This is a genomic window from Chryseobacterium sp. MEBOG06 (assembly GCF_021869765.1).
GTDB lineage: Bacteria > Bacteroidota > Bacteroidia > Flavobacteriales > Weeksellaceae > Chryseobacterium.
In genome coordinates, this window is the sequence record NZ_CP084580.1 from 2,643,188 (window position 1) to 2,659,679 (window position 16,492).

Annotated in this window: 10 protein-coding genes; 4 read left to right on the forward strand and 6 right to left on the reverse strand. The window is 36.6% G+C overall.

Annotated elements, in window-relative coordinates:
* Positions 1 to 93 precede the first annotated feature (93 nt).
* The 5 genes from LF887_RS12120 to LF887_RS12140 all read right to left on the reverse strand — a co-directional run bounded on the left by LF887_RS12120 (position 94) and on the right by LF887_RS12140 (position 9,416).
* Positions 94 to 2,337, reverse strand: a complete 2,244-nt coding sequence (locus LF887_RS12120; RefSeq protein WP_236859457.1) for a TonB-dependent receptor plug domain-containing protein — start codon at positions 2,335 to 2,337, stop codon at positions 94 to 96.
* 43 nt (positions 2,338 to 2,380) lie between these two features.
* Positions 2,381 to 3,190, reverse strand: a complete 810-nt coding sequence (gene kdsA / locus LF887_RS12125) for a 3-deoxy-8-phosphooctulonate synthase (RefSeq protein ID WP_076351837.1) — start codon at positions 3,188 to 3,190, stop codon at positions 2,381 to 2,383.
* Positions 3,191 to 3,719: 529 nt separating this feature from the next.
* Entirely contained in the window at positions 3,720 to 4,250 is a 531-nt protein-coding gene (locus LF887_RS12130) for a DUF1697 domain-containing protein (RefSeq protein WP_236854464.1), read from the reverse strand.
* 96 nt (positions 4,251 to 4,346) lie between these two features.
* Positions 4,347 to 5,840 (reverse strand): hypothetical protein, encoded by a 1,494-nt coding sequence (locus tag LF887_RS12135; protein ID WP_236854465.1) that lies wholly within the window; start codon positions 5,838 to 5,840, stop codon positions 4,347 to 4,349.
* A 90-nt stretch (positions 5,841 to 5,930) separates the two neighbouring features.
* Positions 5,931 to 9,416 carry a DUF2723 domain-containing protein gene (locus tag LF887_RS12140; RefSeq protein ID WP_236854466.1) on the reverse strand — a complete coding sequence of 1,162 codons (3,486 nt, stop codon included), beginning with the start codon at positions 9,414 to 9,416 and terminating at the stop codon, positions 5,931 to 5,933.
* A gap of 223 nt (positions 9,417 to 9,639) precedes the next feature.
* Here LF887_RS12140 and LF887_RS12145 point away from each other — a divergent pair, with 223 nt between their 5' ends.
* The 4 genes from LF887_RS12145 (at position 9,640) to LF887_RS12160 (ending at position 15,327) form a co-directional block, all read left to right on the forward strand.
* On the forward strand, positions 9,640 to 10,677 hold the full coding sequence (locus LF887_RS12145; RefSeq protein ID WP_236854467.1) for a PLP-dependent cysteine synthase family protein: 1,038 nt from the start codon (positions 9,640 to 9,642) through the stop codon (positions 10,675 to 10,677).
* A gap of 83 nt (positions 10,678 to 10,760) precedes the next feature.
* Positions 10,761 to 12,032, forward strand: a complete 1,272-nt coding sequence (locus LF887_RS12150; protein ID WP_236859504.1) for an aminotransferase class I/II-fold pyridoxal phosphate-dependent enzyme — start codon at positions 10,761 to 10,763, stop codon at positions 12,030 to 12,032.
* Between the two features lie 77 nt (positions 12,033 to 12,109).
* On the forward strand, positions 12,110 to 12,991 hold the full coding sequence (locus tag LF887_RS12155; protein WP_236854468.1) for a DMT family transporter: 882 nt from the start codon (positions 12,110 to 12,112) through the stop codon (positions 12,989 to 12,991).
* Positions 12,992 to 13,137: 146 nt separating this feature from the next.
* On the forward strand, positions 13,138 to 15,327 hold the full coding sequence (locus tag LF887_RS12160; protein WP_236854469.1) for a B12-binding domain-containing radical SAM protein: 2,190 nt from the start codon (positions 13,138 to 13,140) through the stop codon (positions 15,325 to 15,327).
* Positions 15,328 to 15,602: 275 nt separating this feature from the next.
* Here the strand turns inward: LF887_RS12160 and LF887_RS12165 are convergent, their stop codons facing one another.
* Positions 15,603 to 16,421, reverse strand: coding sequence for a hypothetical protein (locus LF887_RS12165; RefSeq protein WP_236854470.1), 819 nt, complete (start codon positions 16,419 to 16,421; stop codon positions 15,603 to 15,605).
* Positions 16,422 to 16,492: the final 71 nt, after the last annotated feature.

Genomic DNA, 16,492 nt, shown 5'->3' on the forward strand with positions numbered 1-16,492 from the left:
ATTTTTCGGAAGCTTTTTCTATATTTTTATTTCTCACAGACTTAGGAGGCTGGGCAGATTTTATTCAATAGTATTGAAAAATCAAAGGCAGTTCTACAGTCTGAATTCCAGTTTTACATTAAAGAAACGTCCTGTAAGACGTACCGGAACCGGATACATATTAGTGGATGTAGAATTATAATCTGTGATCCACTGGTTGGCAACCGTATTGTTGATATTAAATGCGTTGAATACCTGAACGCCTAATGTCAGTTCCTCGAAGTTACCCCAGAAGCCGGATCTCTTGCTCTTCTCTTTCGGATCAATAAATACTTTTGTTAAACCGATATCCACTCTTTTATAAGACGGAAGTGTTTTCTGGTAATTGTATGCTGAAGTAAAATCAGGCTGTCCGTTACTGTTAAACATAACAGGCGCTCCCGTTGGAAGTCCCATTGCATATACCAGTGTAAGATTCACCCTCATAGAAGGGAATTGCGGCATATAATCCTGATAAAACATTGCAAATCTTAATCTCTGATCGGTAGGTCTCGGAATATCTCCTCTCCCATCAATGTTTTCATAAACTCTCGCATAACTTGCAGATAACCAAGAATCTACTCCGGGAACAAATTCACCGAACAATCTGGTATCAATACCGTATGCATATCCTTTAGAATTATTCTGTCCGGCATAACGAATCCTTACATTATCCATATAATATGGAATCAGGTTATCCATTTTCTTGTAATAAAGTTCCGTTGTCAGTTTAAACGGTCTGTCATACATCTGGAACTCGTAATCGTTGGCTAGAATTACCTGGATAGAGCGTTGTGATTTTATATTCGGGTTGAAATTACCATCAAGATCTTTGATTTCTTTGTAGAAAGGAGCCTGATAGTAGATACCTCCTGAAATTTTGAACAACATATCACTGTCCCAGTCCGGTTTTATGGCAAACTGAGCTCTTGGTGAGAATATGGTTTCTTTATTAAAACTCCAGTTGGCAACACGCACTCCGGCATTTACAAATACTTTACTGGCTCCCCAGTAAAATTTCTGTGAATACTGCGCATAAGCCGAAAGCCTCGTAGGTTCTATATTATTTTGTCCTGCAATATAATAAGCCAGCTTAAGGTCTCCTGTAGCTCCGGTTCTCGGATCAATGATTTCCGGTCTTGGAAGACTGTATCCTGCAGAGTCTACAAGTTTCCATTCGTTGGTAAGGTCTTTAAGGTTTTCTTTCTCGTATTTAAAGCCGACTTCGATATCGGTATTTATATTAGGAGAAAATTTAGCCCTGAACTGTGTTCCGTAAGTTCTTACAAATAAATCGTTTCTGGCATGCTCTATCTGCCCGCCAACGTCATAAGAAGCTACAGGCTCCTGAGTCTTAGGATCAAATGTCTGCAATTCATAGGCTGACTGTATGGTGTAATATTCTTTTTCTCTGTTCTGATAGGCAAAAGCATCCAACGTAAGCTTCCATTTGTCTGCAGGCTTATAGTTCATAGAAACTGTACCCATCATGTTCTTATACTGGTCATTCTCCTTACCTCCATATCCGATGTTAACGGTAATAGGCTGCTGAAGACTCCCGAAAGTAACACTCTTCTGCTTAGGAATCATTTCGTAATCATTCTTAGAATAATATCCTATGAATGATACAGAGAATTTGTCATTGACATGATAGTTAAGATAAGATTGGAAATCCCAATAGGTAGGGTTAAAATCCGTGTCTTCCTTTAAGGTATTAAGAACAAGATTAGTGTTTCTGTATCTTCCGGAAAATAAAGCGGTAAACTTTTTATTTTTAGAAGCCAGACCGGTTGTCAGTCTGCCCCCAATTAAGCTTGCTTCTCCCGAAACTTCAAATTTCTCGGGCTCACGGTAATAGATATTTAAAGCAGAAGACATTTTATCACCATACTTGGCTTCAAATCCTCCGGCAGAAAAATTCACACTGGAAACCATATCGGGATTAATGATACTCATCCCCTCCTGTTGAGAATTTCTGATCAGGAAAGGTCTGTAGATCTCAATATCATTAATGTAGATAAGGTTTTCATCATAGTTTCCACCACGAACCATGTATTGGGAAGACAGCTCAGTATTGGAGTTTACGGAAGGTAATGTTTTTAGCAACCCTTCAATTCCCCCATTAATAGAAGCTACTGCTTTAGCTTCTTTTGCTGAAATTCTTACATTGGTAAGGTCGTTGGTTCTTCCGGTTGTTTTTTTCTGGAAGACAACTTCCTCTATATCGGTCACTTTAGTGGTCACTGTATCCTTTTTCCTATGTTGGGAGAAAAGCAGTACAGGAACCATAAGGCTTAGCGGTAAAACTAGTTTTTTCAAAAGAAATATTTTAGAATTTCTAAAATTAATGTTTTTTTAACAATTACAAAATGGATTCTCTAATTCTTGTTAATTTTTGTAACAAATCTTCTAATAAATCAAGTCTTAACATATTAGCGCCATCAGATAATGCCGTTTCCGGTGTAGGATGTGTCTCAATAAAAATTCCGTCTGCTCCCACAGCAATTCCTGCTTTGGCAACAGTTTCTATAAGATCCGGTCTTCCTCCTGTAACTCCTGAGCTCTGGTTAGGCTGCTGTAATGAATGGGTAACATCCAAAATAACGGGAGCATATTCTCTCATCGTAGGAATTCCTCTGTAATCTACAATCAGGTCTGTATATCCGAAAGAATTTCCTCTTTCAATGATCGCTACCTTCTGATTATCAGAATCTGTCACTTTCTGAACGGCAAACTTCATGGATTCCGGAGAAAGAAACTGTCCTTTTTTCAGGGTAACACATTTACCTGTTTTTGCAGCTGCTACCAATAAATCTGTCTGACGTACAAGGAAAGCAGGAATTTGTAAAACATCCACATATTGTGCGGCCAGTGCGGCGTGTTCATTTTCATGAATATCCGTTGTGGTAGGAATATTGAACGTCTCTCCTACTTTTTTAAGGATCTCAAGAGATTTTTCTTCACCAATTGAGGTAAAAGAATCCACACGGCTTCTGTTGGCTTTCTTGAAGCTTCCTTTGAAAATATAAGGAATATTATACTTGTCTGTAATGTTTATAACTTTTTCAGCTATTCTAAGCGCCATATCTTCACCTTCAATAATACAAGGTCCTGCGATAAGGAAAAAGTTCTTTGAATCTTTGTGCTGAATATTATCTAAATACTGAATCATACTGTTGTCATTAAAAAGTTCAGTAAAAATACTGAGAAAGTTTCACAAATGGAAATTATTTGACGGGAATAGATGTAAGATTCGGGAACCGGAAGTCATAAAAGAGAAAGACAGAACGGAGATCTTATATTTCAAACTCTGGACAACAGCGACTTGGCATTGGGGAAGGATTTTTATCCTTTGTTTGGGGCTAGACTGTTTACTATAAATCCAAAATTATCTTTTCCGGATGTGATTACAGCAACAGATTATTGCTTTAGGGAGTTCTGAAGTGTCTCCAGGTACTTGGATAACGGTCTCCAGCCAGTTGCTCAACGGTATCGAGCCCCTTCTTAAGAGCCTCGAGGCACTTACCTAAGTACCTTTAGCCACTTACCTAAGGGGGCAGAGGGGCTTCCAAAGACCCTCCGGACGGTTATATAACCAGGTCGAGGTACTTCCGAAAGGGAGTAAGTGAATTTTGGAAGAATATTGCAGTCATGTCCGCAGTTTGAAAGAGACTTTTTCTGCTATTCACAACCATAGATCGTCAGGCATTCATTTTCTTTAAAACCTTCTCAAATGTATTGATATTCCGGCTGGTGAACTGGTCTTTCAGGCTTTTCTTTCCTAAAACTTTTCCAAACACGGAATCTAATGTATTCCCTTTTGGAACCTTCCAGTAAAAAATATCGTTAACGATTTCAGCCCTTTCATTCTCAACCTGAGCCGCTTTCTGAAACTCTTCCAGCAAAACTTTTTCTACCCCGGGAATTCCTACGAAAGCGTAAATATGAAATCCTTCATTGGTTTCAAAAGGAATACTGTTCCAGAAAACCTCTGTTTCTTCCTGAGATTTTATAAACAGAAAGGCTTCATAGGAAAAACGCTCTGACATTGCTTTTTCTAACAGTAACTTTAAATCTCCGGCATTTTTATCTGAAGAAAAAACAATATTTCCGGAGGCCAGAATAGACGTTACCCCGTCCATTCCGGCTTCTTTAAAAACCTGGCAGACATCAGCCATTTTCATGTTGGTTCCTTTTACGTTAACGCCGCGGAGAAAAGCACAGTATTTCATTTTTTCAGGGATTAGGTGTCATTAGAGGGTGTCAGAGAGGTATAACTATTAAAGATTAATCATAATTTTACCTCTCTGATTTTTTAATTTTTATTTTTAATCTACTCTTATGTATAAATTATAATCTGTTCCGGAAGGTTTCAGATGGTAGATTTTCTCTAAAATTTTGTTATCACTGTTCAGGTGGTCTTTCACTCTGAACTCTTTTAACAGTTTATAATGCGTCTGATAGTATTCAGAATCTGCATCATTTCCTTCGTAAAGATTTTTATAAGAAAGTAGGTATTTTGGTTTTCTGGCTTTTACGGTATTGATCCAGTAATTAACTTTATCTTTTTTGATCTCTTCCTGAATCTGCTTGTCTACCAGACCTACTTCATCAATTGTTTTTAATCCGGAAAAATAAGGTACATAGCCAGCAGGTTCCAGCAAAATCCACTGGTTTTTATCTTTTTCGTATTTATTTAAAAATAATCCGATTGTTCTTCTGTAGTTCCACTCACCATTTCCGGTAGCAATGCAGTGAATAGTCTGGAATGCCAGCATCGGAAGGATATAAAACAGAGTAAGCATAGACAGCCATAGGTTTCTCTTCTCTTTCTGCTCCAGTACAAAGATAAGAACCGGAACGAAAAGCAGAAGCTGCGGCACCCAGTAATACCAGTCGAACAGGCTTTTCTGAGAGATAAAAAGAATTTGTTTTGTCCATCCGAAAATAAAGATGATCCATAAAAAATAGTTTCTCTTCTGTCTCTGTCTGATTAGGTAAATGAAACAAAGAAGTTCAAAAATAAGGACAATGACGGTCACAGGATTGAAATCTCCCGGAAGCTTCAGCATTCCCCAGAAGTTCCCAAAACTTTTGAAAAAATAACCGATATGCTGTTGGAAAGTAAAGCTCTCTTCATACAGAAGCTTCTTTGCAGTGATGGTATTGTTCACCACTTCTCCGAAATAAAACCAGTTAAAAGCGACTGTAAGTACCCCTCCCAGAATACCTCCGAAAATATAATTCCATCTGATTTTTCTGTTCCAGAATATATCGACAAGAAATACAATTCCTAAGAATATAACTGTATCAATTCTTGTAAACATAATCAGAACCGGAAGAAGAGTCAGCACCCATTTCTTACCTTTATTGAACCCGTAATACAGCAGTGCCATTTCGAGAAAAAACAGAATTCCGTATTCCATTCCAAGGATTGAAATCTTAATTGCCGACGGCAGAATACCGACTAAAAATATGAAAACAGCCTTATGCCAGGGGTTTCTAAGAACCAGATGAGACAGAAATAATGTCCCTATTGTAAACAGTATTGAATTGAAGATCAAAAGAGGTTCTATAAAATATTCTTTTCCAAAAACCAGATTAAAAATGTAGGACACAAAAACGTACAGATGTGTAGTGGACGCAGAAATTTTGGTATCTCCATTGAAACCTATTACTCCATAATCCAAAAGATTTTGTGCTACTCTCCAGGTGATAAATGCATCTTCCTGAATGTAGTGCGTCAGTAAAAAAAGAAGTTTAAAAAGAACCGTAACAATGACGGCATAGATTGGGAACCTGCTATTTTGTGTTTCGGGCATTCTGTATTTTTAATTCCACAAATATAATCTTAAAATTCAGGATTCCCAATAATAAAAAAACGGAACCGAAGTTCCGTTTTTAAAAGTATTTTATTTTGTTGCTTTGATAATCGCAGTGGTAATCTGATTTTCTTTTTCTTTCGAATAAGTAGAATCAAAAGGTTCCATTACATCAAATAGATACTGATAGAATGGCGTGATCTTTTGAACTTCTTCAGATTCTTTCATCGCTTTTTCTTTGCCCATCTGCTCAAGATCTTTTACAAAATCATTGAACTTCTTATCAATTGGCTCTATAGATTTTACCAGATAAGCATATGCTTTTTCTTTCTGTCCAATTTTAGTATAAGCATCTGTAACTGCTGAAACTACAAGAGAATATTCCATTGGCTTTGTTCTCATCTGTCTTCTCAGATAGCTTTGGTCAGCTTTAGAAAGGCTTTGGTAATAATCGTATTCTTCAAAGATTCCTTTTTTAAGCACTTCTGCAAGCTGAAGACCTTTCTGCTCCTGTCCTGCAATAATATATCCTGATACCATAGAGCTTAGTGAACGGGGATCATTGTATTTTTCAGCAGGAATTTCTTTTGCTGCAAGATCCAGAATTTCTATTGCTTTTGCTTTCTGTCCGCTTAATGCAAGTGCTGAAGCAGCTCTGCTTGCTGACATTCTGTAGCTGATAATATTAGAAGTAGCTGTTTCGTCAAAATGAGCATTCAGATCTTTAAAGTTCCCCCATCTGAAATTTTTCACCACATTATAAAGAGAATTGGCATCTACTCTTCCCATATCACCATCAGGTGTAGGCAGTGTCTGAATTGGAACTAATCTGTAACTGAAACCGTCAAACTGAAGATAATCGTTAAGATAGAAAATATTTTCACTGTCATAGATTCCTCCTGATGAAAAGTTGATTGGACGTTTCCAGTCGAAGTTCGCCAATAGGTCCATCAGGATCAGGTTATTTTTATAAAGAGTATTTCCTTTGTAAGTAATCATAATCTGATTGGCTACATTAGGAAGGTCTGCCTGATTAATGATCCCTGCTTTTAATGCATTTTCCTTATTTACAGGAAGGATGAATTTGTTTACAGGAAGGATGTTATATTTCTCATATTTCTCTTCTCCGAAGTACATTTTCAGTAGCTGATCTTTTTCAGGGGATTTGAACTTAATGAAGTTGATTGCTTCTTTCAATGTTAAAGAATCCTGTGTAAGATATTTTCTGAAATCCTTGAACTCCGTATCCGGAACTCCCTGTTCTTTCAACATAGAGAATACTCCTTCCCAGTCATCTTTCTTCATCATATAGATCTGGTCGTTTACACCATCTCTGTAATCTTCGTGTGTAAGCTGGCTAGGAATTCCCTTTGCATTGTAAGTTCTTCTTTTCACCTGATCAAGGTTCCAGGGTGTAGACGCAAGAGTAAAGTTTACTACCTTAACGTCATCTCTGAATCTTTCCGTTTCCTGGATTGCCCAAACCGGATAAGTATCGTTGTCACCGTAAACGAACAATATGCCATCTTTCGGTAATGATTTTAAAACTGAATAAGCATAATCATAGGCTGTATAACGGTTACTTCTGTCATGAACATTATAGTTCTGGAAGCCCATCATAAAAGGAACTCCTAATAATACAACTCCCAAAGCGATGTTAGCTCCGTTAGATTTTATTTTAAACTGTAAGAACCATAAAATAGCTCCCGCTCCCAGTCCGATCCAGATCGCAAAAGCGTAGAATGAACCTACCATTGCATAATCTCTTTCTCTAGGTTCGAAAGGTTTTACTCCTGTGTAAAAAACAATTCCCACACTGGTTATAATAAATAAGGACAGTAATGCATAGAATCTTCCAAAATCCCTGTTCAGCTGGAAAAAGAATCCAATCAATCCTAAAATCAATGGAAGGAAGAAGAAGGTTACTGTACTTTCATTTTTAAATTTAGCAGGCATTTTATCCTGATTTCCTACAATAGCATTATCAATGAAAGGGATACCGGAAATCCAGTTTCCTTTCGTACTTTCCATGTTTCCTTCAAGGTCGTTCTGTCTTCCTACAAAGTTCCACATCAGATATCTTACAAAATAATATCCGTTCTGGAAAGAAATGAAATAATCCATATTCTGAAGTAAAGAAGGCTTCTGTACGTTGATAAGATTGTAAGGTTTTACTTTCAGATAATCAGAAGCAGTAATCGACTTATCTTCATACTTCGCTCTCAGTTCATCAAAAATCTGCTTAGCCTGGGGATTGTCTGCCACATCTTCATTCGCATAATTGAATGTAAAATCAGGCGCTCCATACATTGAAATGTAGTTGGCCATTACATCTTTATCCTCGTTGAACATTCTTGGCATTAAGCTTACCTGAGACTTGTTGAATACATAATTGAATCGGTCTCCAGTTTTTCTGTACGTTCCGGTTTTTTCATCTTTTTCGTAGATTTCACCGGTCTTCTTTGTCTTAAAGCTTCCGTCTTCATTTTTTTCAATTCCGTTAGCATCAAGGAACGCGGTATAGTTTTGTCCGTAGATTGTAGGCCAGTCACCATACTGCTCTCTGTTGTAATAATCCAGCATACCAATTGCAGTATCCGGATCATTCAGGTTCATTGGCGGGTTAGCATTCGCTCTGATTGGGATTACCATCCAGCAAGAGAAACCAATAATCATATACACTACAGATAAAGCTATAGTCTGATATAGATTTCTTTTTGTTTTTCTGGCATATCTGATAATGAAATAGCTAAGGGCAGCCATCAGAATAAACGCTACAATTGTTCCTGAGTGGAAAGGAAGTCCAAGACCGTTTACAAAGAATATTTCCAGTCTTCCGAACATCGTCATGATCAGAGGGAAAATAATTTTGAAAACAATGATCAGAATCGCCAGCGTAATCAGATTAGCGATGATGAAATTTTTCCATGTAAACTTGTAGTTTCTTGCGTAATATACAAGACATACCATAGGAGTTGCCAGCATACACATCATGTGTACCCCAACAGAAAGTCCTAAAACGAAGAAAATAAGGATAATCCATCTTTCACTGTCTGCTGCCTGATACTCATTTTCCCATTTCGTAATCAACCAGACCAAAAGAGCGATAAACATTGAAGCCATTGAGTAAACTTCACCTTCTACCGCAGAAAACCAGAATGTATCTGAGAATGTAAAGCAAAGTGCTCCAACTGCTCCTGCAAATAAAATGGAGATTTCCTGATGTTTAGTAATTTCTTCAAAATCCTTGTTTAAAAGTCTTCTCACAAAATGAGTGATCGTCCAAAACAAAAATAAAATAGTCAGCGCACTGAACAATGCAGACATCGCGTTGATCACGATGGAGTAATTCTCGCCTTTCCCTAATGCAAAAATGGCTGCCACGGCACCCACTATCTGGAATAAAGCCGCTCCTGGAGCGTGCGTTACTTCAAGCTTTACTGCAGAAGAAATGTACTCTCCACAATCCCAAAAACTGAAATTGGGTTCTATTGTGGACAAGTACGTGAAAAACGCAATGACGAAAATCACCCATCCTGAAACGGTGTTCCATTGCCTAAAAGTCCAATTTTTCATAGTATTAAATCAATTATGCGAAAATAAGGCTTTTATCTTATTTTATGCGGGTTTTAACAAATTTTAAAAATTTTGGCGTGGTATTTGCGACCATAGAGATGTTAAAACTGAAAATACGAAAATTTTTTTTTACCTGAACACGCCCTAGAAATCAAACAAAAGTTTAGTAATTATTTATTTTTTTGTATTTTTGCAGTCAGATTTTTATTGAAAATAACAAATAATGAGTAATGTTTACGATAATATCCTTGGCCTGATAGGAAACACCCCTATGGTGAAGCTAAATACTGTTACAAAAGATATTCCAGCAACCGTTTATGCCAAGTTAGAATCATATAATCCTGGACATTCCACCAAAGACCGAATCGCACTTCATATTATAGAGAACGCAGAGATAAAAGGTTTGTTAAAAGAAGATTCTGTAGTTGTAGAAACTACTTCCGGAAATACAGGGTTTTCTATTGCGATGGTATGTATCATCAAAGGATATAAATGTATTCTTGCAGTAAGTGATAAAACCAAACCTGAGAAAATCGCTTATCTGAAAGCATTGGGAGCTACGGTGTATATCTGTCCTGCCAATGTACCTGCAGATGATCCGAGATCATATTATGAAGTAGCTAAAAGAATTGCCCGGGAAACACCTAATTCCATTTACATCAATCAATACTTTAACGAGCTGAATATTGATGCCCACTATCAGACCACAGGTCCTGAAATCTGGGAACAGACAGAAGGTAAGATCACTCACCTTTTTGCCTGTACCGGAACTGGAGGTACGTTATCCGGTTCAGCAAAGTTTTTGAAAGAAAAAAATCCGGATATTAAAATTATCGGAGTGGATGCGGATGGCTCTATCTTGAAGAGCTTTCATGAAACAGGAGAAATTCACAAGGAAGATGTACATCCTTATCAGATTGAAGGAATGGGGAAAAACCTGATCCCTTCTGCCCTTCTTTTCGATAAGGTAGATGAATTTGTAAGGGTAAATGATGAAATGGCAGCTTACAGAACCCGAGAGATTGCTTTGAAGGAAGCTATCATGGGAGGATATACCACCGGAGCGGTTACTCAGGGATTAATGCAGTATGCACAATCTCATGAGCTGACGGCAAACGATATGATTGTCCTGATCTATCCTGATCATGGTTCAAGATACATCACTAAAGTGTACAGCGATAAATGGATGGCAGAACAAGGGTTTGTCAACAATTGTGTTCACAATTATGACGAAGTCTTCAAGACTGAGTTTATCAAATAAGAATATATAAATCACAATATAAATCAAGCCTTTTGCGTGTTCTACAAAAAAGGCTTTTTTACTTAAAATTACGATATAAAATGTTGGATATTTTTGAAAGAATAAAAGAAAATCCAGGACCTCTTGGACAATTTGCAGATTATGGTGAAGGCTATTTTATTTTCCCAAGATTGGAAGGGCCTATCGGTCCAAGGATGCAGTTCCAAGGTAGAGAGGTAATTTTCTGGAGTGCCAATGATTATTTAGGATTATGTAATCATCCTGAAGTAAAGCAGGCAGATGCTGATGCTGCTGCAGAATACGGAATGTTTTATCCGATGGGAGCAAGAGCAATGTCTGGAGAAACGGAGCAGCACCTTCAGTTAGAAAAAGAATTGGCAGACTTTGTACAAAAAGAATCAGCATATTTATTGAATTTCGGTTACCAGGGGATGGTTTCTACCATTGATGCTTTGGTAAGTAGAAATGATGTAATTGTTTATGATATGGATTCTCATGCTTGTATTGTAGATGGAGTAAGACTTCACTCAGGTAAAAGATTTACCTACAAGCACAACGATATGGAAAGTCTTGAGAAAAACCTTCAGAGAGCTACCAAAGTGGCTGAAGAAACAGGAGGAGGAATTCTTGTCATTACCGAAGGGGTTTTCGGAATGAGAGGTCAGCAGGGAAAACTGAAAGAGATCTGCGACCTTAAATCAAAATATAATTTCAGACTTTTGGTAGATGATGCCCATGGATTCGGAACCCTTGGTAAAACAGGAGCCGGAGCTGGTGAAGAGCAGGACTGCCAGGATCAGATAGATGTATATTTCTCAACTTTTGCTAAATCTATGGCAGGTTTCGGAGCGTTCCTTGCAGGTGACAAAGAAATCATCAGATATCTGAAGTTCAACCTTAGATCTCAGATTTTTGCTAAATCTCTTACAATGCCAATGGTAATAGGAGGATTGAAAAGATTGGAGCTGTTGAGAACAAGACCTGAAATCAAAGCTAAACTTTGGGAAAATGTTTATAAGTTACAAAACGGACTAAGAGACAGAGGCTTCAACATTGGAGATACCAATACCTGTGTAACTCCTGTAATGATGCAGGGAACTCCGGTGGAGGCTACTCTGCTGGTAAAAGATCTTAGAGAAAACTACGGTATATTTACTTCCGTAGTCGTCTATCCGGTCATTCCAAAAGGAATGATTCTCTTAAGACTAATTCCTACTGCTTCTCATACAGATTCAGAGATTAATGAAACTCTGGCCGCATTTGAAGCTATTCATGATAAACTAGTAAGTGGTTACTATAAAGAACAGGAACAACTGTTACTACAGGAACAGGGATTAAGTTTTAAACCGATTTAATCTTAAAAATAGAAAAAACCACTGATTGATTCAGTGGTTTTTTTGTTTATAAACACATTAAAATTATAAAAAAACAAGTGAAACTTAGAGGTTATCTACTTGGGATTCTGTCTGCCGTTTCCTATGGGCTGATTCCAATTTTTATTCTGCCTGTCAAGCAGGCTCATTTTTCTATGGATATAACTCTGTTTTACAGGTTTTTCATTTCTGCCTTAATGGTTGGTGGTTATCTTCTGTATTCCGGAGAAAGTTTTAAGATCAGTAAAAAAGAAGCGTTCATATTAGCTGTTCTTGGAATCTGCTATGCTTTCTCTTCGGAGTTTTTGTTTTTAGGATATGATTTTCTCTCTGCAGGAATTGCTTCTACTGTTTTATTTATTTATCCCGTCATTGTAGCATTGATTATGTTTTTCTTTTTTAAAGAGAAACTTACGAAACTATCCGTTGCTTCTCTTCTTCTTGCTTTTGTGGGAGTTATTATTTTATGTTTAAAAGGCAATGGCTTCGAGATTAATTTTGCAGGATTGGGAATTGTAATGCTCAGTTCGCTTTTTTATGCACTTTATATGGTGATTGTAAGCAAGTCCAATATTAAGGTTTCCGGATTTAAGCTATCTTTTTATTCGATGCTCTTTACCTCTTTATTTTTCATGACAAAAGCCGGAATGACGAGAGAATCTTTTGCTATCCCTTCCCTATCTCTTTTTTTTAGTCTTACAACATTTGCTTTTCTTACAACGGTAATTTCCAGCTTGTGCCTGGTATTTGCTATTAAAAATATCGGCTCTACACCGGTAGCAATTTTAGGAGCTTTAGAACCAGTTGTTGCTGTATTTATCAGTGTACTCATGTTCCATGAAAAGTTTACTTATAATCTTTTGATCGGGATTTCCTTCATTCTTTTGGGAGTAAGTCTTAACGTTATCGGAGACCGGAAAAAAGTAAGCCCTGTCCATTAAAACTACTATTTGATCGATATGAGTATTGTAAAAGACAGGCTGGTAAATGATCCTGCTATTCTTAACGAATTTTTCTCCCTGTTTATAATCAGGGCAAAAAATTTTTTTCTAAAAAAACTTTAGAATAACTTTGCAAAAAATTTCTGTTGAAAGACCTGCTTCTTATTACTCCGCCTTTTACCCAGCTCAATACTCCTTATCCTGCAACAGCGTATATCAAAGGTTTTTTGAACACCAAAGATATTTCCAGTTACCAGGTTGATTTAGGTATTGATGTTATTTTAGAATTATTTTCAAAAGACGGAATTCAGAAAATTTTCAGCAAAGAAATTGATCTTTCTAATGCCTCTGAAAATTCCCGGCGGATTTTTGCATTAAGGGAAGAATACTTAAAGACGATTGATCAGGTGATTACTTTTCTGCAGGGTAAAATTCCTACGCTGGCAAGACAGATATGCAGTATGAACTTTCTTCCCGAAGCCTCCCGTTTCAATCAATTGGATGATATGGAATTTGCTTTCGGAAATATGGGTTTACAGGATAAAGCAAAACATCTGTCAACCCTTTATTTAGAAGATATCTCAGATTATATTGTTGAAAATATTGATGCTGATTTCGGTTTCAGCAGGTATGCAGAGCGACTGGGGAAAAGTGCAAATTCTTTTGACGAATTGTACTCCAAACTATCTGGTGAGCAAACATTTATAGATGCATTTACATTAAAAATTCTAGGTGAAAAAATAGAATTGGTGCAGCCTAAATTGGTTTGTTTTTCAGTTCCGTTTCCCGGAAATCTGTATTCCAGTTTCAAATGCGCCCAGTTTATAAAAAAGCATTATCCCCACATTAAAATTGCAATGGGAGGAGGCTTTCCCAATACAGAACTAAGAGAGGTTAAAGATAAAAGAGTATTTGAGTTTTTCGACTTTATTACCTTAGACGATGGAGAACTTCCGCTTGATCTTCTCTGCCAAAGTTTAGAAATTTCAACAGAAGAAGCTGAATTTAAAAGGACATTCTTAATCGAAAATCAGGAAGTAGTTTATAAAAACAATTCCAAAAAACACGACTATAAACAAGTTGATGTAGGAACTCCGGATTATACAGATCTGAAACTGGATCAGTATATTTCTGTTATTGAAATTGCCAATCCAATGCACAGTTTATGGAGTGACGGAAGGTGGAATAAGCTTACTATGGCTCATGGGTGCTACTGGGGTAAATGTACTTTCTGTGATATTTCTTTAGATTATATTAAAATATATGAGCCTATCTCTGCAAAAATTCTTGTAGACCGAATTGAAGAATTGATCAAAACAACAGGAGAAACCGGATTCCATTTTGTAGATGAAGCAGCACCTCCTGCATTGATGAGAGAAGTTGCACTGGAAATTCTCCGAAGAAATCTGGTTGTTACCTGGTGGACCAATATTCGTTTTGAAAAAAGCTTTACACGAGATCTTTGTTATCTCCTGAAACTTTCCGGATGTGTTGCCGTTTCCGGAGGACTTGAAGTTGCCAGCGACCGATTGTTAAAATTAATAGATAAAGGAGTATCTGTAGAACAGGTTGCCAATGTTACAAGAAATTTTACAGAAGCAGGAATTATGGTTCATGCTTACCTTATGTATGGCTACCCTACCCAAACCGTTCAGGAAACAGTAGACTCTATGGAAATGATTCGCCAGATGTTTGAGATGGGAATTCTTCAAAGTGGATTCTGGCACCAGTTTGCCATGACTGCACATTCCCCGGTTGGTATAAGCCCTGAAGACTTTGGAGTAATTCCCGTGAAACAGGAAATACAGTTTGCGAACAACGACATAGACTTCAAAGATAAAACCGGAATCGATCATAATAAATTCAGCATAGGATTAAAAAAATCTCTTTTCAATTATATGCATGGAGTTAATTTTGAAATGTCTCTTCAGGAATGGTTTGATTTTAAAATTCCAAGAACAACTATTCATCCCGATTATATTCATGATTGTCTATTGGAAGATGCTCAGTTTAATTTCAAAGGAAATTCAAAAGTGATCTTTTTGACCAAAAACGTAATCGCTGAGAATCGCATAAAAAATAAAAAGAAACATTCTGGTACGTACACCGTTCTTACATTCCACTTAAAAACCAATATTGTAAAGGTTGAACTGGAAGAAGACAAAGCAACATGGCTGATGGGCATATTAGATGAAAACTCTATAGAGAATCAGAAGAAACCTACAGTTCAGCAACTTAAGAATAAATTTGAAGAAAATTTTGAAGATTTTGAGCTGTTCTGGTTTTCAAAACCTATGCAGCAATTGAAGGAAAATGGCGTAATTTTGAGTTTGTAAAATTTTTCGTTTTTTTCTCAGGAATTTTTAAAATTTCATGAGTTTGGCTGTTTTTTAGAAAAAAATCAGATTTTTGAAAATTACCGAACTTTTATCAATTAAGAAAATGCCCACTTTGCCATTTCCGAAAAATATAGAATACAATTTCTATTATGATCAATTTTGGTTAAACACAATTTTACATAAGCTTCTAAAATAGCAAATAAACATACTCTTTATCATCCCGAAGAAATACAAGAAGATTAAGACTTTTGTTTCTTATTGAAGATATTCTATTAATTAGGAGTATCCTTTGAAACAGGTCCTACCGATACTTTTTCCTGAATTTTAATAAAATTAGGATCCATAATAGCCATACGCTCTGCAATAGCTTTATAAGTAGGATATTTTAGAATGGATGCTCTTCCTGACATCTCTCTGTAAAGTGTAAAGCTTTTTCCTCCTGCTGTTTTCAGCTGTTTTGTAGTGGTAATATATCTTCCGATTAATTTACTTTTAGCATCATAAATTTCAATATCTATAAAAGTTTTGTCCATGATTGTATCATCTGAACCAAAACTTACAGGTAAATTGGTAAAGTAACCTACCGGAACACCATTACTCAGAATCTCACCAACCTTATTGACTTCAATATTCATTTTATCAATCTTCTTTCTGATAGCATAAGCTTCTTTGGTCTTGTTGTCAAGTTTCCTTTTTGGAACATTTGAGAAAATTTCATCAAGGTTTTTTACATTGATTCCTTTATTATCAATTATTTTAAGGTCTTTCACGGAAGTAAAAACCGCTGATTTCTCTTCTCCGGAAAATGCAGAAGGTGATGAGTAATCCAGTTCTATAGTCTTGTCTCTATTATAAACTCTATTGATACTAATATAGCTGTCTCTCACTGAATCTACAATACTTTTATCAATGAATTTTATTGTATAGAGCGGGGTTTCCTTTAAATCCATAAACGTATATTCGCTGGATTTATTAGAGAGTTTGGCTACGGGAATTCCGTCTACATTAATAATTCCTCTTCTGGTCTTAATATTCTGGGCATGGAGAAAAACTCCCAGCACTGTAAAGAATATGATTATACTTTTCTTCATAGAATCAGACTTTTACATAAAATAAAAAAGTGTAACACAAAGTTACACTTTCTTGAAAATATATTTAGCTT